We start from the raw sequence: 19357 nt of genomic DNA, 5'->3' as shown, positions 1-19357 counted from the left end.
CCCATGGCCGAGCTGTCGTGTGACGTGCTGGTGGCGGGGGCAGGCCCGACCGGGCTGATGCTCGCCAACTGGCTGGTCAAACTCGGGGTCGACGTGATCGTCGCGGACGGCAAGGAAGGCCCCACCCGCGAGTCGCGAGCCCTGGTCGTCCAGGCCCGCAGCCTCGAGATCTACGACCAGCTCGGCCTGGGCGACCAGGTGCTGGACGCCGCCCGCCGGGCCGACGCGGTCGCGCCCGGCTTCCTCGACCGCGCGTTCGGGCGCGTGCCGCTGGGCCCCCTCGGTGGCGAGTCCACGCCGTACCCGTTCATCGAGATCCTCGAACAGAGCCGCAACGAGGAGATCCTCTACGAGAACCTGCAGAAACTCGGCGCCGACGTGCGCTGGGAGACGCCGATCACGGCCGTCAAGCAGATCGAGGACGGCATCGAGGCCAAAGTCGGCAACGACACCGTGCGCGCCCGCTTCTGCGTCGGCTGCGACGGGTCGAACTCGGCGATCCGCAAAGCCCGGCGCATCGCCTTCGAAGGCGTGACCAACCCCCACCGCTTCTACGTGATCGACGCGCTGGGCGTCGCGGGCCTGGTGGAGAACGCGATCAACGTACGCCCCGGCAAGAACGGTTTTCTGATCGGCTTCCCGATGCGCGGCCGGCACGCCTGGCGCCTGATCGGGCTGGTGCGCGACGAGGACGGCGACGGGCGGCTCACCGAGGAGGACGTACGCCCGCGGATCAAGGACTTCGCGGTCACGTACGGCGAAGCGCGCTGGTTCGCGACGTACAAGGTGCACCACCGGGTGGCCGCGACCTTCCGTGACGGGCCGTTCTTCCTGGCCGGGGACGCCGCCCACGTGCACTCACCGGTCGGCGGCCAAGGCATGAACACCGGCCTCCAAGACGCGCACAACTTGGCCTTCAAGCTGGCCGACGTGCTGCAGGGCCGCCGCAAGGACGCCTGGCTCGACCGCTACGACGCCGAACGCCGCCCGGTCGCCCGCACCCTCGTGGCCACCACCGACCGGCTCTTCGGGGCGATCACCTCGCAACGGCCGCTCCTGCGCACGCTGCGCCGTATCGTCGTGCCGCTGGCGGCGCCGGTCGGAGTGCGCCTCGTGCCCCGCGCGGCGGGCGGCTCGCGGCTGTTCCAATACATCTCGCAGATCCGCATCCACTACTGGATGACGCCCGTGCAGGCCGGCGGGCGGCGCGACCCCGTGGTGGGGCGCCGGCTGCCCTGGGCCGGCGGCAACTTCGCCGTGCTGCGCGACCTGCGGTGGCAGATCCACTCGTACGGCGGGGTGGCCGCCGCGGACGTGCCCGACCTCGGGCTGCCCGTGCACGCCTTCGCGCCCGCGCCACCCGCCACCGGCCTCCAGCCCGGGCGGCTCTACCTCGTGCGCCCCGACGGATTCGTCGCCGCCGAGGCCGGCGTGGACGAAGCCGCCGGCGTCTTCCCGGCCCTGATGAGGGGCTGAACCACGCCGCGTCACAGGTGCGGGCGACGATCTCGTCCTGTTAGGATATCGAACATGCGTTCGAACGATGTCCCCGCCACGGTGTCCCTGGTGGTGCGGCCGAAACTGGCCGGGCCGCGCCACACGATCGATCGCCTCCGCTCCCACGACCGTCTCGAGGCCATCGCCCGGCTGCGCTGGGCCGTCCGCGCGATGGGCGAGGTCGACGTCTCCGACTGGGACGACGGTGCCCTCACCGACCATCTGGAAGAACTGTCGGCCACGCTCTGCGAGATAGACGCCCAGGTCGCCCGCATGGCCGACGCCGTCCGGGCCCGCGGCTTCCGCATCTCCGAGCCTCGAGCCGCCTGACCCCTGACTTTCACCGCCGCAGGTTCCCTTTCCCCGGCGGCGTCCCTCGCGCCGTCCCGCCGCTCGGCGGTGCCCTCGCGTTGTCGCTCGTTCCGTGGGGTTCCATTCCGCTCCGGCATCTCCCAACTCCCACTGCGGCCCCTCACTTGAGTCGGTGCGGTCGGGAACTCGAGGCGCAGGCCGGGGCGGTCTTCGGGGCGAAAATGTCAGGGGGTGCTGCCAGGATGTGGGGGTGCGATTCCTGGATCTGGCGGAGACCTCGGCGGCCGTCGCGGCGACCTCCGGGCGCAAGGCGAAGGTCGAGCTGCTGGCCGACGCGCTGCGCCGGCTCGAGCCCGGCGAGATCGCGCCCGGCTCGGCCTATCTGGCCGGTGAGCTGCGGCAGCGGCAGACCGGTGTGGGCTATGCGAGTCTGCGCGAGCGACCTGCCCCGGCCGCCGAGCCCACGCTGACCGTGGCCGCGGTCGACGCGCTGATCGCCGAGATCTCCGTCGTTGCCGGGGCCGGTTCGCAGGCCCGGCGGCGTGAGCTGGTGGCCGCCCTGTTCGGTGCGGCCACGGCCGACGAGCAGCGTCTGCTGGTCGGGCTGTTCAGCGGCGAGCTGCGCCAGGGCGCCCAGGCCGGGCTGCTGGCCGACGCGATCGCCAAGGCGGCCGAGGTGCCGCTCACCGCGGTGCGCCGGGCCCTGCTGCTCTCGGGTGATCTCAAACAGGTCGCCGTCGCCGCTCTCACTGCCGGTGCGGCCGCGCTGGCCGAGATCCACCTGCGGGTCGGCACCCCGCTCACCCCGATGCTGGCCCAGAGCGCCTCCGACGTCGGTGCCGCGCTGCTGGCCACCGGCATGCCCGCCACCGTCGACGTGAAGCTCGACGGCATCCGCATCCAGGTCCACCGGTCCGGCGACGACGTGGCCGTCTTCACCCGCAGCCTCGATGACATCACCGCCCGCATGCCCGAGGTGGTCGAGGCCGTGCGCAAGCTTCCGCTGCGCGAGGTGGTGCTCGACGGCGAGGCGATAACGCTCGACGCGTCGGGCCGTCCCCGCCCGTTTCAGGAGACGTCGAGCCGGGCTGCCACTCGCGGGGCGGCTGCCCGCCGCAAGTCAGCCACCGCGCCTGAAGCACCCGGTGCCGCGGCAGGTCCCGCCGATCAACTGGCTTTGGTGCCGTTCTTCTTCGACATCCTGCACCTCGACGGGGTCGACCTGCTCGACGAGCCGGGTCATGTGCGCTGGCAGGCGCTGGCCGACGCCCTGCCGCCCGAGCTGATCGTCGGCCGCACCACCGTGACCAGCGAGGAGGAGGCGGCCGCGGCCTTCGCCGCCGCGCTCGCGGCCGGGCAGGAGGGTGTGGTGATCAAGGCGGCCGAGGCGCCGTACGACGTGGGCCGCCGCGGTTCGGCCTGGGTCAAGGTCAAACCCCGGCACACGCTCGACCTGGTGGTGCTGGCCGTCGAGTGGGGGCACGGCCGGCGCAAGGGCTGGCTGTCGAACCTGCACCTCGGCGCGCGTGACCCCGGGACGGGTGGGTTCGTGATGCTCGGCAAGACGTTCAAGGGCCTCACCGACGAGCTGCTGCGCTGGCAGACGGCGCGCTTCCAGGAGCTGGCCACCGGCGACGACGGCTGGGTGGTGCGGGTGCGCCCCGAGCAGGTGGTCGAGATCGCCTTCGACGGCGTGCAGACGTCGCCGCGCTATCCCGGCGGGGTGGCCCTGCGTTTCGCCCGGGTCCTGCGCTACCGCGACGACAAACCGGCCGCCGAGGCCGACACGATCGACACCGTCCGCGCGATCGGAGGCCACGCAACGCCCGAGACAAGCGCTACGCCCGACAAGAACGCCACGACTGAGGAAAGCGCCACGCCCGACTGACGCGCCACGCCCGAGGGCAGGGGCATGCCCGGTTAAGGCGCCACGTCGGAGGGCACGGGCACGCCAACCAAGGCGCCATGCCCGACTGACGCGCCACGCCCGAGGGCAAAGGTACGCCCGGCTAGGGCGTTACGCCCGAGGGCGTGGGCACGCCCGATCAAGGTCACGCCGACTGACGCGCCACGCCCGAGGGCAGGGGTACGCCCGGCGAAGGGGCCACGCCCGAGGACACGGGCACACCCGACGAAACGCCACGTCCGAGTAGGGAGAGGCAGTCCTAGGGTCGAGAAGGGCGCCCAAGGCTGTGGAGTCAGGCCTGGTCGTTGCCGCTCCGGCTGGCGGCCTCGCGAGCGCGGTCGGCATCGGAGACGCGGTCACCATGCGTGGCGGTCGTCGCGGCCGCCCGCTTGCGATCCGCCTCCTCGACCCGGTCGCCGGTGGCGGCGCGGCGTCGGTCGGCTTCCTCGACCTGGTCGCCGGTGGCGGCGTGGCGCCGGTCGGCTTCCTCCACGCGGTCACCCGAGGCTGCGCGGCGCCGGTCGGCTTCCTCGACCCGGTCACCCGAGGCTGCGCGGCGCCGGTCGGCTTCCTCCACGCGGTCACCCGAGGCCGCGCGGCGCCGGTCGGCTTCTTCCACCCGGTCGCCGCCCGGGTCCCGGGGGCGGTCGGCCCGGCGGGTCGACGGCGCAGGCGACGGCCCCCGCGCCTCCTTGCGGGCGTAATACCCGTAGGCAGCCAGCGCCATCAGCGCGAACAGCCACCACTGCACCGCATACCCCCCGTTCTGCCACGAGTCCTCGTGGTCGATCGGGATGCGGGTGAAGGCGGCGTCGGCCGCGGGTGTCTGGGTGGTCAGCAGCACGTACGCGCCGTACACGGGGTAGGGCATTTGCGGTGCGAGCTTGGGCAGGGAGATGCGCCGCGTGTCCAGGCGCCCGTTGCGCTGCTCGATCGGGGCGGGTCGGCTTTCCGACAGGTGCAGCTGGCCGACGACCGTGACGGGGCCGGTCGGCGCGGGCGGCACCTCGGGTGCGGCCAGCGCCCCGCCGTCCGGCGCGGGCACCCAGCCCCGGTCGACCAGCACGGCCGTCCCGTCCGCCAGCACCAGCGGTGTCACGATCTCGAAGCCGACGTCCCCGTCGACCGTGCGGCCCCGCGCCTGGATCTCGTGGGCCGGGTCGTAGCGCCCGCTCACGGTCACTTTTGTCCAGGCCAGGTCTTTGCCGGGGGCCTCGCCGGCCGTGCCGGGGGCGGCGGGCCGGGGCAGCACGGAGGTGAGCGGGACGGCCGCTACCGAATCGGCGGCGTCGATGCGATCGTTGATCGCGCTGCGTTCCTCGTAGCGCCGCAGCTGCCAGTTGCCGAGCATCACCATCACGATCGCCGCCGCCACGGCCAGCGCGGCCGCGGCGAGCCAGCGAGGGCTCAGCAGGAAGCGGTACACGCAACGAGGCTACCCGTCGCCCGGGTGGGTGCCGCCCGGGCCGGGTACTGTCCCTCTCCGGCAGTCGACAGCAGGCGATACACGCATCGGGAGAGTCATTGATGAGCGCCCAGCCCCGTCTGGTCGTGAGCGCCCCCGCCTCGGGGCACGGCAAGACCGCGATCGCGGTCGGCCTGCTCGCGGCGTGCGCGGCTCGGGGCATCTCGGCGGCCGGGTTCAAGGTCGGCCCGGATCACACCGACGCCGCCTATCTCGGGCTCGCCGCCGGCCGCCCCGGCCGCAACCTCGATCCGCGGCTGGTCGGCGCGCAGCGGATCGCTCCGCTTTTCCGGCACGGCTCGGCGGGTGTGCAGCTGTCGGTGATCGAGGGGGCGATGGGCCTGTTCGACTCGCTGACGGGCCAGCCCGAGATCGACGGCACGGCCGCGGTCGCCGCTGTGCTGCACGCCCCGGTCGTGATGGTCGTCGACGTGGCGTCGATGGGTCATTCGCTGGCCGCCCTGGTGCACGGCTTCCGCATGTTCGACGAGATGGTGCACCTGGGCGGGGTGATCCTCAACCGGGTCGCGTCGCCGCGTCACGAGCAGATGCTGCGCACCGCCCTCGACGACATCGGCATGCCCGTGCTGGGTGCGCTGCGCCGCGGTGACCTGCCCAATGTGCTGCCGGCGCGGGCGCACGGGCCGGTGCCGGTGGCGCACCGTACGGTCGAGGCGAGCCGGGCCGTGCGCCGGTTGGGCGAGGCCGTCGGCGCGGGGCTGGACCTCGACCGCATCATGGCTTTGGCGAACGCCGCACCTGCGTTGCCCGGCCCGATCTGGTCGCCGGGGGAGGCGGCCGGTGGCGAGGTGTTCGAGCAGCGTCCGGTGGTGGCGCTGGCCGGCGGTCCGGGCGCCCCTTTCACGTACGTCGAGACGGCCGAGCTGCTCACCGCGGCCGGCGCCGACGTGGCCGTGGTCGATCCGTTGCGCGACGAGTGTCTGCCCGCCGGCACCCGGGCCCTGGTCGTCGGGGGCGGTCTGCCTGAGGGGTACGCGGAGGAGCTGTCGGTGAACCGCCGCCTGTGCAACGCGGTCGCCCAGTTCGCGGCCGACGGGTGGCCGGTGATCGCCGAGGGGCTGGCGTTGCCGTGGCTGGGCCGGGAGCTCGACGGCCGCCCGATGTGTGCCGTTCTGGACGCTTCGGCGGTGACCGGTGAGCAGACCGTGGCCGGTTACCGTGAGGCGACCGCGCCGGCCACCTCGCCGCTGGCCCCGGCGGGTGCGCGGATCACCGGTTACAAACAGCACCGGGCGATCGTGACGCCGCGGGCGGGTGCCGTACCGGCCTGGACGTGGTCGGGCGGCAACCCGGAGGGTTTCGTCTGGCGGCAGGTGCACGCCTCGCAGCTGGGGCTGCACTGGGCGGCCGCGCCCGAGATCGCCAAGCGGGTCGTCTCGGCCGCGCTGGCCGGGCCCGCGCAGCTGCTGCCGCCTGTCCCGGTGCGGCCGGTGCCGCCTCAGCCGGCCCCCGAGCCGGAGCCGAGTCTCAGCGACACGGTGGACATCACCACGTCCTGAAATGCAAGATCGACATGCGGAAATGCGCCCTGCCGGGAAGCATCCGTGAAAACGCCCTTCGGCGAGCGAGAAACTGTCGTACCCCGGCCGTAACGTGGGGTTAACAGGTACGACGCGAAGGAGGATGGCCGTGGCCGATCGTGTTCCTCTGGATTTCGACCCTCCGGTCCGTGGGCTGCGGGCATTGCTGCTCGGCATCGACGACGGCGAGCTGGCGAATCCCACGCCCTGTCCCGAGTGGACCGTCGCCACCCTTCTCGACCATCTGATGGGCCTGTCGGTGGCGTTCACCCAGGCCGCCCACAAGCGCTTCGCCGCCGAGACCACGTCGGCGCCCGCCCCCTCCGCGCAGCACCTGTCCCGGCATTGGCGCAGCCGCCTGCCCGTCCTGCTGGAAGACCTGGCCACGGCCTGGAAGGATCCGGCCGCCTGGACCGGCACGTCGCAGGCGGGCGGCGTCACGATGCCGGCCGCCGCGCTCGGCCACGTCGCGATGAACGAGCTGATCATGCACAGCTGGGATCTGGCCCGCGGCACGGGTCAGGAATATTTCGCCGACCCGCGCACCCTCGAGCCGCTGATCGAGTTCCTGTCCGGGGGCCCCGCCGAGGGCACTCCGGGGCTGTTCGGCCCGGTTGTGCCCGTCGAGGACGAGGCCACCCTGCTCGACCAGGCGTTGGCGCTGGCGGGCCGCGACGCCAGGTGGCGCCCACCCCCACGGCGCCGAGCCGCCGCGGCTTAATCGTCCTCGCGCTGGTCGTAGTCGCTGTCGCGATCACTGTCCCGATCGCGGTCGCGGTCCTTCCAGCGTGAGACGAGGTCGTCCGAGGGCGGGGTGAATTTCGCCTTCGGCTGCCCTTTGAGCGCGTCCTTCAGCGTTTCTGCGACGGTGAATTTGGAGGTGGTCGAGCGGTTGGAGCCGACGTTCTTCTCCGGGTTGTCGGGGTCGGCCACGAAGGCGGCCGCCGCCAGCTGCGGGGTGAAGCCGCAGAACCAGGCGCTCTTGTTGCTGTCGGTGGTGCCGCTCTTGCCGGCCACCGGGCGCCGCAGCGTGCTGTAGACCATCTCGGAGGTGCCCCAGCCGCCGCAGCCGCCCCGGGCCGCGCCGTAGCCGGTGACGCAGCGGGCGGCGTCGGTGGCCGCCCGGGCCACGTCGGCGGTGACTGCGCGGTGGCAGCGCGGGGCCGCGATCACCTTCCCCTTGAAGGTGGCGTCCTTCCCGTCCCTGTTCTTGATCGCCCGTACGGGAAGAGGTTCGCAGTAGTTGCCCTCGGCGGCCAGGGTGGCGAAGACGTTGGCCATCTCGATCGGCGTGACGTCGCTGACGCCCAGCGTGAACGCGCCCCATCCCGCCGCGTGCTCGGGGGAGGCCAGCTTGCGGTCGATGTCGGTGCGCCAGCGCAGCCCCAGCCGCTCGGCCATCTTGACCGCCTTGTCCGCCCCGACCTTCTGCTCGAGCTGCACGAAGTACGTGTTGACCGACTTGCCGAAGCCGCTCCACATGGTCTGGTCGCCGGTCATCGAGGCCGTGGAGTTCTTCGGGCACCAGTGCACCCCGCAGGTGGCCGGTCCGGGCGCGGTGATGTATTTCGAGTAGAACCGCTGCGGGCTGTAGTAGGAGGTGCTCAGCGGCATGCCCTCGTCGAGCGCGGCCAGCATGGTGAAGATCTTGAACGTGGACCCGGCCTGGTAACCGGCCATCGTGCCCCCGCCGAGCAGCGGGTTCACCGTGTTCGGGTAGTTGCCCTTCAGCTTGCGGAAGCGGCTGTGCTTCTCGTTGTCCTTCTGGTCGAGCGAGTAGCGCCGGTTGACCGCCATGCTGACCACCCGGCCGGTGTTCGGCTCGATGATCACCTGGCCGTGCGCGATCCGGCTGCGCCGCTTCTCCTTGTCGAGGATGTGCTTCATCGCCGACGCCTGCACCTTGGGGTCGATCGAGGTGACGATCCGGTAGCCGCCGCGCCGCAGGTTCTCCTCGCGCTCCATCGGGTTGCTGCCGAACGCGGGCTGCTCCTTCCACCACGACTTGAGGTAGTCGCAGAAGAAGCCCCAGTCGTTGTGCTTGTCGGCGATGCTGATGCAGTCGTTCGGGGGAGCGCTCAGCTTGAGCTTGATCGGCTCCCGCTTGGCCTGGGCGGCCTGCGACGCGGTGATCGCCTTGATCTTGAGCATCTGGTCGATCACGTAGTTGCGCCGGCTCGTCGCGGCCTGCCGGTCCTGGGTCGCCGGGTCGTAGGCCGAGGGCGCCTTGACCAGTCCGGCCAGCAGCGCGGCCTCGTTCAGGTTGAGGTCGCGGGGCAGCTTGGAGAAGAAGACCTGAGAGGCGGCGAAGATCCCGTACGCCCGGTGGCCGTAGTAGGCCGCGTTGAGGTAACGCTCGAGGATCTCCTGTTTCGGCATGCGCTTCTCGAGTTCGATGGCCATCCGCATCTCGCGCAGTTTGCGCTGGGTCGTCTGCTCGGTGGCCTCCAGCGCCTCCTTGGGCGTCTGCGCGCCGTCCCGCAGCGCCATCCGTACGTACTGCATGGTCAGCGTGGACGCGCCCTGCGACACCCCGCCCGCCTTCTGATTGGCCACGAACGCGCGGGCCACGCCCTTGGCGTCCACCCCGTTGTGCTCGTAGAACCGGGTGTCCTCGGACGCGACGATCGCCTGCGTGATGTACGGCGACATCTCGGAGATCTTGATGGGCTTCCGATGCTCCTCGTAGAACATCGTCAGCAGCGTGCGGTTGTCCTTGGCGTAGACGTACGTGGTCTGGGCCGTGGGCACCTCGATCAGCTCCTCGGGCAGGCTCTGCAGAGCCTCGGTGCCCGCCTTGACGCCGAGGCCGGCGAGGGCGGCTAGGGGGTAGGCGAGACCGGCGATCACGAGACCCGCGATCAGGCCGGCACGGACGAGGGGTGCGACTTTTCCGGCTGCCACCATATGAAGGTATGACAAAAGCATTCATGACCGGACGGATCGGCCGAAAGTAAGACGCCGATCGGGTCGGGCATGCTGAGGCCATGACTGTCGACCTCGGCCATCACGGCGACACGGAGGTGGGCGCCGGTCTGATCGATCTGGCGGTCAACGTGCGTCACGAGCCCCTGCCGGCCTGGCTCGCCGGGCCCCTGCGGGAGTCGCTGGGCGCCCTCGCGGCCTACCCGGATGCGACCGAGGCGACCGCGGCGGTGGCCGCCCGGCACGGCCGCGAACCGTCCGAGGTGCTGCTCACCGCGGGCGCGGCCCAGGCCTTCGTGCTACTGGCCCAGGCTCTGCGCGACGCCCGCCACCCGGTCGTGGTGCATCCGCAGTTCACCGAGCCCGAGGCCGCCCTGCGCAACGCCGGCCACACCGTCGAGCGGGTGCTGCTGCGCGAGCGGGACGGGTTCCGTCTCGACGCGTCGCTCGTGCCGGCCGAGGCCGACCTGGTCTTCGTGGGCAACCCCACCAACCCGACCTCGGTGCTGCACCCGGCCGACGAGATCGCCCGGCTGGCCCGGCCGGGCCGCGTGCTGGTCGTCGACGAGGCGTTCTCCGACACCACCCACCGCGAGGGCGTGCCGGGGGAGCCGGAGTCGCTGGCCGGTCGCGGTGACCTGCCCGGGCTGGTCGTGCTGCGCAGCCTGACCAAGACGTGGGGGCTGGCCGGCCTGCGCATCGGCTACCTGCTGGGCCCGTCCGGCCTGCTGCCCCGCCTGGCCGCCGCGCAGCCGCTCTGGGCCGTCTCGACGCCGGCCCTGGCCGCCGCCACCGCCTGCGCCTCGCCCGTCGCGATCCGGGCCGAACGGGAGATCGCGGCCCGCCTGGCCGGCGAGCGCTCCCACCTGGTGCGACGGCTGGGGCACGTGCCGAACCTCACGGTCGCGGGCGATCCGGCCAGTGCCTTCGTCTCCGTACGCCTCCCGGGCGCCGACAAAATCCGCCTTGAGCTGCGCGAACGGGGCTATGCCGTACGCCGCGGCGACACTTTTCCGGGGCTGGGCGCCGACTGGCTGCGGATCGCGGTGCGCGACACTGCCACCACCGACGCTTTCGTCGACACCCTGACCACCGTGCTGGAGGAGCGCCCGTGACCGCCGCCGACGCCGAGCAGCCGCCCGTGACCGCCGCCGACGCGCAGCTGCCGCCCGTGACCGCCGCCGACGCCGAGCAGCCGCCCGTGACCGCCGCCGACGCGCAGCTGCCGCCCGTGACCGCCGCCGACGCCGAGCAGCCGCCTGTCGCCGCTCCCGGCGCGCAGCTGGCGGAGGCGCTCGCCGCGATCCGGCCCGCCGACGAGCAAGCCATGGCCGCCGCCCGCGATCATCAGGCCCGCCTGACCAAGCCGGCCGGCTCGCTGGGTGCGCTCGAGGAGCTTTCCGTACGTCTCGCCGGCCTCGCCGGCGTCTGCCCGCCGCCGCTGCCGACCCCGGCCACGGTGGCCGTCTTCGCGGGTGACCACGGCGTGCACGCCCAGGGCGTCACCCCCTGGCCGCAGGAGGTCACCGCCCAGATGGTGGCCAACTTCGTGGCCGGAGGCGCGGTCGTCAACACGTTCGCCCGGCAGGCCGGAGCCGACGTGATGGTCGTCGACGTCGGCGTGGCCCTTCCGCTGCACGGCGGAGCCACCCTGCTCGACGCCAACGTGCGCCGCGGCACCGCCGACCTCTCCGTCGGCCCGGCGCTGACCCGCGACGAGGCGCTGGCCGCCGTCGAGGTCGGCGTCGGCGTGGCCCGGGCGCTTGTCGCCTCCGGCGCGAAGTGCCTGCTCACCGGCGACATGGGCATCGCCAACACGACCCCCGCGGCCGCCCTGATCGCCGTTTTCACCGGCAGCGACCCGGCCGCCGCGACCGGCCGCGGCACCGGCATCGACGACGCCATGCTCGCGCACAAGGTCGACGTCGTGCGCCGCGCGCTCGCCCTGCACTCGCCCGACCCGGCCGACCCGTTGGGCGTGCTGGCCGCGGTCGGCGGGCTCGAACACGCCGCGTTGACCGGCTTCGTCCTCGGCGCGGCGGCCGAGCGCGTCCCCGTGATCGTCGACGGCGTCATCGCTGCCTCGGCCGCGCTGGCCGCCGCCGCGTTCGCGCCCGGCGCCGTGGCCGCGATGGTCGCCGGGCATCGCTCGGCCGAGCCCGGCGCCTCCGTGGCGCTGGCCCACCTGGGCCTCGAGCCCCTGCTCGACCTGGGCATGCGCCTGGGCGAGGGCAGCGGCGCCGCCCTCGCATTGCCGGTCGTCCAGGCCGCCGTCCGAGTGCTGCACGAGGTCGCGACGTTCGACGCGGCCGGAGTGTCGGAGAAGTGACGGGGTCACGGTCGTCGCGCGCGGCCAAAGCGGGAGTGTCGGAGAAGTGAGCGGGCCGGAGTTGTCCCGCGGCGCAGAAGCGGGAGCGTCGGAGACATGAGCATCTATCCTCTCGGGCTCAAACTGGCGGGCCGCCGGGTGCTGGTCGTCGGTGGGGGCGCCGTGGCCACCCGCCGGGTGCCAGCCCTGCTCGCCGCGGGCGCGGTCGTCGACATCGTGTCGCCCGAGCTCACCCCGGCCCTGCACGGCCAGGTCGACGCGGGCCGGGCGAGCTGGACCGAGCGCCGTTTCGAGCCGGCCGACGTCGACGGCGCCTGGCTCGTGCACGTGGCGGTCGACGATCCGGCCGCGGCCGAGCAGGTGAGCGTGGCGGCCGAGGCGCGCCGGGTGTTCTGCGTACGGGCGGACGACCGCGACGCCGCCACCGCCTGGACTCCCGCCGTGACCCGGCAGGGGCAGGTCACCGTGGCCGTGACCGACGGCGGCGACCGGCGCCGTGCGATGGCCGTCCGTGACCTGGTCGCCCACGCCTTGGAGAGCAGCCCGCCCGCGGCCGGGGAGTACAAGGGCGTGGCCCTGGTCGGTTCCGGCCCCGGCGACCCGGAGCTGATCACCGTGAAGGGCCGCCGCCTGCTGGCCGCGGCCGACGTCGTGGTGGCCGACCGGCTCGTGCCCGGCCTGCTGCTGGGCGACCTGCGGCCCGAGGTCGAGTTCGTGGACGCGGCCAAGATCCCGTACGGGCCGGCCGCGGCCCAGGAGGAGATCAACCGGATCCTGGTCGAGCGCGCGCTCGAGGGGAAGTTCGTGGTGCGGCTCAAGGGCGGCGACCCGTTCGTCTTCGGCCGCGGCGGCGAGGAGGCGATCGCCTGCGCCCAGGCCGGGGTGCCGGTGCTCGTGGTGCCCGGCGTGACCAGTTCGATCGCCGCGCCCGCACTGGCCGGCATCCCGGTCACTCACCGCGGCGTCGCGCACGAGTTCACCGTGGTCAGCGGGCACATCCCGCCCGATCACGCGGATTCGCTGGTCGACTGGGCGGCGCTGGCCCGGCTGCGTGGCACCCTGGTCGTGCTGATGGGCCTGAAGAATCTGAGCCGGATCGCCGGCCGGCTGATCGCCGAGGGCCGCTCCGCCGACACTCCCGCCGCGGTCGTGCAGGAGGGCTCCACGAGCCATCAGCGTTCGCTGCGCAGCACGTTGGGCCAGGTCGCGGACGCGGTCGCCGAGGCCGGCATCAGGCCCCCGGCCGTCGTGGTGATCGGCGAAGTCGTTCACGCAGCGGTATAGAACGGTCACTATCGGGGTAGGTCGATCGGCATGGACGAACGGCCGCAGATCACGCTGACAGCAACGGTGCTGGACGCCTCGGACGCGCGCGCACTGGCCGCCTTCTACCAGCGCCTGCTGGGGTGGTCGGCCACCCAGGAGGAGGACCACTGGGTGGTGCTGGGCGCTCCCGGCGGCGGCGCCGGGTTGTCGTTCCAGACGGAGAAGCTCTACCGCCGCCCGGTGTGGCCCGCCCGGGCCGGGGAGCCGCAGATGAGCATGCACCTGGACATCAGGGTGGAGGACCTGGAAGCCGCTTGCGCGCACGCGACCAGGGCCGGCGCCACCCTGGCCGACTTCCAGCCGCAGGAGAACGTCCGGGTCTTCCTCGACCCGGACGGTCATCCCTTCTGTCTTTACGTCGACTGAGGCGCCGGGTCGCGGCCCTCGGCCGCGTCCTCCAGCGCGTCCAGGAACGTGTGGGCCCACTGCGCCACGTCGTGCGTGCGCAGATGCCGCTGCATCACGCGCATCCGCCGCTTCAGCTCGGCCGGCTCGGCGGCCACGGCCCGCAGCAGCGCGTCCTTCACGCCGTCGGGGTCGTGCGGGTTGCACAGGAACGACTGACGCAGCTCGGTCGCCGCGCCCGCGAACTCGCTGAGCACCAGCGCCCCGCCGGTGTCGGCCCGGCAGGCCACGTACTCCTTGGCCACCAGGTTCATGCCGTCGCGCAGCGGCGTCACCATCATGACGTCGGCCGCGACGTACATCGCCGCCAGTTCCTGCTTGCTGTACGACTGGTGCAGGTAGTGCACGGCCGGCACACCGACCCGGCCGAACTCGCCGTTGATCCGCCCGACCTCGCGCTCGACCTTGACCCGCAGCGTCTGATAGTGCTCCACGCGCTCGCGGCTCGGGGTCGCCACCTGCACCATCACCGCGTCGCCGACCTTGAGCTTGCCGTCGGCCAGCAGCTCGCGGAACGCCTTGAGGCGCAGCTCGATGCCCTTGGTGTAGTCGAGCCGGTCGACGCCCAGGATGATCGTCTTGGGGTCGCCCAGTTCGGCCCGGATCTCCTTGGCCCGCGCCTGCACCTTGGGATCGGCCGCGAGGCGCTCCATCTCCTTGGTGTCGATGCTGATCGGGAACGCGCCCGCCTTCACCTTGCGCCCGTCGACCTGGATCGACTGGCCCTCGTAGCGCAGGCCGAGCAGGTGCCGGGCCAGCCGGACGAAGTTCTGCGCGGCCAGCCGCTGCTGGAAGCCGACCAGGTCGGAGCCGAGCAGGCCGCGCAGCACCTCGGCCCGGAACGGCATCTGCATGAACAGCTCGATCGGCGGGAACGGGATGTGCAGGAAGAACCCGATCTTGAGGTCGGGCCGCAGCTCGCGCAGCATGGCCGGCACCAGCTGCAACTGGTAGTCCTGCACCCAGACGGTCGCGCCGTCGTCCGCCACCTTGGCCGCAGCCTCGGCGAACCGCTGGTTGACCAGCCGATACGTCTCGCGCCAGCGGCGTTTGTAGACGGGGGTCTCGACGGCGTCGTGATAGAGCGGCCAGATGGTCGCGTTGGACTGGCCCTCGTAGTAGCGCTCGAGCTCATCGGCGCTCAGCGGGACCGGATGGATCCGGATGCCCTCCAGCTCGAACGGGTCGGGCGCCTCGCCGGTGCCACCGGCCCACCCGATCCAGGTGCCACCGTGCTCGGTGAGCACCGGGTGCAGCGCTGTGACCAGGCCACCCGGACTCGTGCGCCACTGGCGCTCCCCGTCCGGGGTGGTTACTTCATCGACGGGCAGACGGTTGGCGACTACGACGAAGGAACTTCGTTCGGCCACGCTGAGTGCACCTCCGGGTCGTTTCTGTTCCCCCTGTGAGCCTACTGTGCGTAGCAGCACGGGGCGTGCCCAGTCTCCACAGCCGCCGATGGACCTCGGTGGCCGCCGGGTGCCATTCTGGGCGCGTGACACCGTCTGCTGATCTTTCCCCGCCTCGGCGGCCGATCTTCTTTCCTGTGGTCATTGCCACGGTTTTCCTGACGATCATCGCCGGGACGATCGGGTTCATGCTCGCGGAACAGCAGCAGGACACCGATCGGACGAGCGGCGGGGGAGCGCTCCCGAGCACCGAGCAGACCACCTCGGCCGCGCCCGCCTTCACCCCGCCCGGCCCGTTCTGCTTCGAGCCGGCCCGCGACACGGCGAAGAGGGACGGCTTCACCTCTGAGCTCTGGCAGGTGCTCAAGGTGCACGCGGACCGGACCAACAGCATGGCCTGGATCTGCACCGATCGCAGGGGCAACCTCTACTACCAGAGCTGGACCGACGTCGACCAGAAGTTCGAGCAGCACAAGAACGGCCTCTTCCTGCCGGGCGTGGTCAAGACCGACAAGGGCTACGAGGTCACGTCGCCGGACGGAAACACGATCACGGTGTCCCCCACCCAGTGGACCGTGTCCTTCGCCGACGGCCGCGACAAGCAGGTCGACAAGGTGCGCGCCATCGACTGAGCGGGGAATCCAGCGGTCCCGGCCGGGGTTGTTGAGAGAGGCCGGCGAGCGACCTGGAAAGATTGTGTCTGCATTCTGCGACTCATCCGGCACCATTCAGCTTGCATTCATCGATCACGGAGGTAGGGCGCACCGTGGCCCAGTTCATCTACGTCCTGGAAAAGGCGCGCAAGGCGCACGGCGACAAGGTCGTGCTCGACAACGTGACGCTGAACTTCCTGCCGGGCGCCAAGATCGGCGTCGTCGGCCCGAACGGCGCCGGTAAGTCCACGCTGCTCAAGGTCATGGCCGGCGTCGAGACGCTGAGCAACGGCGAGGCCCGGCTGATGCCCGGCTACACCGTCGGCATGCTCGCTCAGGAGCCGCCGCTCAACGAGGAGAAGACCGTCCTCGGCAACATCGAGGAGGCCGTCGCCGAGACGAAGGCGAAGCTCGATCGGTTCAACAAGATCGCCGAGGAGATGGCGACCGACTACACCGACGAGCTCATGGAGGAGATGGGCAAGCTTCAGGAGGAGCTCGACAACGTCAACGCCTGGGATCTCGACTCGCAGCTCGAGCTGGCGATGGACGCCCTGCGCTGCCCGCCCCCGGACGCCGACGTCACCCAGCTCTCCGGTGGTGAGCGCCGCCGGGTCGCGCTCTGCAAGCTGCTGCTCGAGGCGCCCGACCTGCTGCTGCTCGACGAGCCGACCAACCACCTGGACGCCGAGAGCGTGCACTGGCTGGAGCAGCACCTGGCCAAGTACGCCGGCACCGTCATCGCCATCACCCACGACCGGTACTTCCTGGACAACGTGGCCAACTGGATTCTCGAGCTGGACCGTGGCCGGACGTACCCGTACGAGGGCAACTACTCGACCTATCTGGACAAGAAGGCCCAGCGTCTGGCCGTCGAGGGCCGCAAGGACGCCAAGCTCAAGCGGCGCCTCACCGAGGAGCTCGAGTGGGTGCGGTCCAACGCGAAGGCCCGCCAGACCAAGAGCAAGGCCCGCCTCGACCGCTACGAGGAGATGGCCAGCGAGGCCGAGAAGACCCGCAAGCTCGACTTCGAGGAGATCCAGATCCCGCCGGGCCCGCGCCTGGGCAACACGGTGATCGAGACCAAGGATCTGACCAAGGGCTTCGACGGCCGCACGCTGATCGACCACCTGTCGTTCTCGCTGCCGCGCAACGGCATCGTCGGCATCATCGGGCCCAACGGCGTCGGCAAGACCACGCTGTTCAAGACCATCGTGGGGCTGGAGAAGCCGGACGAGGGCACGGTGCGGGTCGGCGAGACGGTCCAGCTGTCGTACGTGGACCAGAGCCGTGAGGGCCTGATGGGCGACCAGACGGTGTGGGAGGTCGTCTCCGACGGGCTCGACCACCTCATGGTGGGCAAGGTCGAGATGCCGTCCCGGGCGTACGTGGCGGCGTTCGGTTTCAAGGGCCCCGACCAGCAGAAGCCGGTCAAGGTGCTCTCCGGCGGTGAGCGCAACCGGCTCAACCTCGCGCTGACGCTGAAGATCGGCGGCAACGTGATCCTGCTCGACGAGCCGACCAACGACCTCGACGTGGAGACCCTGGGCAGCCTGGAGAACGCGCTGCTGGAGTTCCCGGGCTGCGCCGTGGTCATCTCCCACGACCGGATGTTCCTCGACCGGGTCGCCACCCACATGCTCGCCTGGGAGGGCACCGACGAGGACCCGGACAAGTGGTTCTGGTTCGAGGGCAACTTCGAGGCGTACGAGAAGAACAAGATCGACCGGCTCGGCGCCGAGGCCGCCCGCCCGCACCGCGTGACCTACCGCAAGCTCACGCGTGACTGAGAGATTCGTGCACCACGTGCCCGTGCGCTGGTCCGACATGGACGCGTACGGGCACGTCAACAACGCGCGCTTCCTCACTCTCTACGAGGAGGCGCGCGTCGCCATGTTCTTCGTGGGCGCCCGCGAGCACGGCCTGGGGTCGTTCGAGGAGGGCATCGTCATCGCCCGCCACGAGATCGACTACCTGAAGCCGGTTGATTACGGCGACCCCGTACGGGTGGAGATGTGGGTCTCGGAGCAGCGCGCGGCCGCCTTCACCGTCTCGTACGAGCTCTTCGACGACGGCGTGCTGGCCAGCCGGGCCCGTTCCGTCTGCGTGCCCTACAACCTGGCCAACGGGCACCCGCGGCGGCTCACCGAGGCCGAGCGCGACTTCCTGCGGCCCTACCTCGAGGTGACCCCATGACGCTGCGCGGTCGGTCATGAGTTCGCACGGCCTGGCCGGCGTGCCCGACGCGGGTGCGTTCCTGGCCCGGCTGACCCGGCTGGACCCCACCGCCCCGGTACGCCTGCGCAACACCGGCGGCCGGGTGGCGCTGTGGGGCCGGCTGCCGTGGGAGGTGCTGGTCACCCGTGAGGTCGCCGGGCACGGCCTCGACGACGTCACGGTGGCCGCCTCCGAGCTGCTCTCGGTGCTGGCCCGGGGTGGTTCCGAGCTGCCGGCCCGGCGCGACGCCCAGTGGCGCTGGCCGCTGCCTCCGCCGGGCGGCGAGACGGTCGAGTCGGTGTCGGGGGCCGAGCTGAGCCGCCTGGCCGACGCGGCGGCGGGCACGCTGCGTGAGGTCTCCTCGGGCGGGCTGGCCGGTCGTGCGGTCGGCCCGCGCGCCGTCCGCGACGCTCTGCTCGACCACGTCGCGCTGGTGGCGACCCCGGCCGGCGGCCGCCCGGTCGAGGTTTCGCAGCGACTCGTTCAGGCGATCTCCCGGATGGGGTTCCTCGGTCCGGGGGAGACTGAGGCCCCGGACACCCGGATTCGGGTGGCGGGGAATTGGGTGGGACTTTCCGCACCATATGGAGTGGCGTGGCTACAGACGGTCAAGAAATTGACCGTTATGCCTATAGGTGGTCACCCGAAAGGGTGATGCCCTGTCGTACGACCGGTCCCGCCCTCCGGTTGGGGGGATGACCTCCGCGACCGGTACGGGTACCGTCGGCCCTCGGATCCACTCGCTACGTCCGGCGGTGGGTTCGCTGGGGAGTGAGGTGCACAAAGATGCCGTGGTGGTCATGGCGTCCGGGTTCGGCCGCGGGCAGCGCGCCGGAGACCGACGAGGATTCGACGGTTCGGAGCAGCACGGTGCGTGTCGGAGTTCCGGCGCAACGTGAGCCGAGCCGGCTTCCGGTCCCGGTCGAGACGACGGGGAACGAGGAACCCGAGGTTGTCGCTCCGGTGACGCTGACGCGCATCGGCAAAGCGCTCGATCTGCTCGACATCCGGTTCCTCGCCGACGGCGGCGGGAGCCTGCTGGCCATGTGGGAGCGGCACGCGGTGCTGTTCACTCTCGAGGGTCCGGACGACGAGATCCTCGTGATGCGCGCCCGCCCGCACGCCACGGTCCCGCCCGACTGGGCCGACCGGGCCTACCGCGTGGTCAACGAGTGGAATCACACCCGCCGCTTCTGCAAGGCCTATGTGGGTGACCCCACCGAGCGCGGCCAGCTCCCGATCTACGCCGAGCTCCAGGTCCCCCTGGCCGCCGGCTGCCACGACGCCCTGCTGGTCGAGCTGCTCGACTGCGGCGCCGCCGTGGCGACCAGCTTTGTGGACTGGCTTCACGACGAGGGCGCTCTGCTCTGAC

The 19357-nt window shown here is 71.7% G+C and carries 16 protein-coding genes and 1 pseudogene; 14 read left to right on the top strand and 3 right to left on the bottom strand.

Annotated elements, in window-relative coordinates:
* Positions 1–3 precede the first annotated feature (3 nt).
* From BKA14_RS24820 to BKA14_RS24810, 3 genes are all read left to right on the top strand, one after another.
* Positions 4–1476: an FAD-dependent monooxygenase gene (locus BKA14_RS24820; RefSeq protein ID WP_184953266.1), complete on the top strand. Its 1473-nt coding sequence runs from the start codon at positions 4–6 to the stop codon at positions 1474–1476.
* Positions 1477–1530: 54 nt separating this feature from the next.
* On the top strand, positions 1531–1827 hold the full coding sequence (locus BKA14_RS24815) for a hypothetical protein (RefSeq protein ID WP_184957302.1): 297 nt from the start codon (positions 1531–1533) through the stop codon (positions 1825–1827).
* Positions 1828–2059: 232 nt separating this feature from the next.
* Positions 2060–3697 (top strand): ATP-dependent DNA ligase, encoded by a 1638-nt coding sequence (locus BKA14_RS24810; protein WP_184953265.1) that lies wholly within the window; start codon positions 2060–2062, stop codon positions 3695–3697.
* 649 nt (positions 3698–4346) lie between these two features.
* Here BKA14_RS24810 and BKA14_RS24805 read toward each other — a convergent pair.
* Positions 4347–5141: pseudogene (locus BKA14_RS24805) on the bottom strand (SURF1 family cytochrome oxidase biogenesis protein); the annotation flags it as partial.
* A 101-nt stretch (positions 5142–5242) separates the two neighbouring features.
* Between BKA14_RS24805 and BKA14_RS24800 the strand changes: the two are divergent.
* Together BKA14_RS24800 and BKA14_RS24795 are read left to right on the top strand one after the other, a co-directional pair.
* Entirely contained in the window at positions 5243–6700 is a 1458-nt protein-coding gene (locus BKA14_RS24800; RefSeq protein ID WP_184953263.1) for a cobyrinic acid a,c-diamide synthase CobB, read from the top strand.
* A 124-nt stretch (positions 6701–6824) separates the two neighbouring features.
* Positions 6825–7442 carry a TIGR03086 family metal-binding protein gene (locus BKA14_RS24795; RefSeq protein WP_221477312.1) on the top strand — a complete coding sequence of 206 codons (618 nt, stop codon included), beginning with the start codon at positions 6825–6827 and terminating at the stop codon, positions 7440–7442.
* On the opposite strand, the gene BKA14_RS24790 is transcribed toward BKA14_RS24795, so the two are convergent.
* A complete protein-coding gene (locus BKA14_RS24790) occupies positions 7439–9643 on the bottom strand; it encodes a transglycosylase domain-containing protein (RefSeq protein ID WP_184953261.1) in 2205 nt (734 codons plus the stop codon). The genes BKA14_RS24795 and BKA14_RS24790 overlap by 4 nt on opposite strands.
* A gap of 65 nt (positions 9644–9708) precedes the next feature.
* On the opposite strand from BKA14_RS24790, the gene cobC reads away from it, so the two are divergent.
* From cobC to BKA14_RS24770, 4 genes are all read left to right on the top strand, one after another.
* Positions 9709–10761 (top strand): Rv2231c family histidinol phosphate aminotransferase CobC, encoded by a 1053-nt coding sequence (gene cobC, locus BKA14_RS24785; RefSeq protein WP_184953260.1) that lies wholly within the window; start codon positions 9709–9711, stop codon positions 10759–10761.
* A 167-nt stretch (positions 10762–10928) separates the two neighbouring features.
* On the top strand, positions 10929–11975 hold the full coding sequence (gene cobT / locus BKA14_RS24780) for a nicotinate-nucleotide--dimethylbenzimidazole phosphoribosyltransferase (protein ID WP_260417306.1): 1047 nt from the start codon (positions 10929–10931) through the stop codon (positions 11973–11975).
* Between the two features lie 96 nt (positions 11976–12071).
* The gene (cobA, locus tag BKA14_RS24775) at positions 12072–13259 is read left to right on the top strand and encodes a uroporphyrinogen-III C-methyltransferase (protein WP_184953259.1); all 1188 of its coding nucleotides are present in this window, start codon (positions 12072–12074) and stop codon (positions 13257–13259) included.
* Between the two features lie 30 nt (positions 13260–13289).
* Positions 13290–13667, top strand: a complete 378-nt coding sequence (locus BKA14_RS24770) for a VOC family protein (RefSeq protein WP_184953258.1) — start codon at positions 13290–13292, stop codon at positions 13665–13667.
* Here the strand turns inward: BKA14_RS24770 and BKA14_RS24765 are convergent.
* On the bottom strand, positions 13655–15076 hold the full coding sequence (locus BKA14_RS24765) for an alpha,alpha-trehalose-phosphate synthase (UDP-forming) (protein ID WP_184953257.1): 1422 nt from the start codon (positions 15074–15076) through the stop codon (positions 13655–13657). The two genes, BKA14_RS24770 and BKA14_RS24765, sit on opposite strands and share 13 nt — an antisense overlap.
* A gap of 176 nt (positions 15077–15252) precedes the next feature.
* Here BKA14_RS24765 and BKA14_RS24760 point away from each other — a divergent pair, with 176 nt between their 5' ends.
* From BKA14_RS24760 to BKA14_RS24740, 5 genes are all read left to right on the top strand, one after another.
* Positions 15253–15747 carry a hypothetical protein gene (locus tag BKA14_RS24760; RefSeq protein ID WP_184953256.1) on the top strand — a complete coding sequence of 165 codons (495 nt, stop codon included), beginning with the start codon at positions 15253–15255 and terminating at the stop codon, positions 15745–15747.
* A 134-nt stretch (positions 15748–15881) separates the two neighbouring features.
* Positions 15882–17558 (top strand): energy-dependent translational throttle protein EttA, encoded by a 1677-nt coding sequence (ettA, locus tag BKA14_RS24755; protein WP_184953255.1) that lies wholly within the window; start codon positions 15882–15884, stop codon positions 17556–17558.
* The gene (locus BKA14_RS24750; protein ID WP_184953254.1) at positions 17551–17964 is read left to right on the top strand and encodes an acyl-CoA thioesterase; all 414 of its coding nucleotides are present in this window, start codon (positions 17551–17553) and stop codon (positions 17962–17964) included. Before ettA ends, BKA14_RS24750 begins: the two co-directional genes overlap by 8 nt.
* A gap of 16 nt (positions 17965–17980) precedes the next feature.
* The gene (locus BKA14_RS24745) at positions 17981–18640 is read left to right on the top strand and encodes a DUF8185 domain-containing protein (protein ID WP_184953253.1); all 660 of its coding nucleotides are present in this window, start codon (positions 17981–17983) and stop codon (positions 18638–18640) included.
* A 131-nt stretch (positions 18641–18771) separates the two neighbouring features.
* Positions 18772–19356: a type III secretion system chaperone family protein gene (locus BKA14_RS24740; protein ID WP_184953252.1), complete on the top strand. Its 585-nt coding sequence runs from the start codon at positions 18772–18774 to the stop codon at positions 19354–19356.
* Position 19357 lies beyond the last annotated feature (1 nt).

The organism is Paractinoplanes abujensis, assembly GCF_014204895.1.
Classification (GTDB): domain Bacteria; phylum Actinomycetota; class Actinomycetes; order Mycobacteriales; family Micromonosporaceae; genus Actinoplanes; species Actinoplanes abujensis.
The sequence above is the reverse complement of the archived record's forward strand: the minus strand, read 5'-3'. Positions and strand labels throughout refer to the sequence as shown.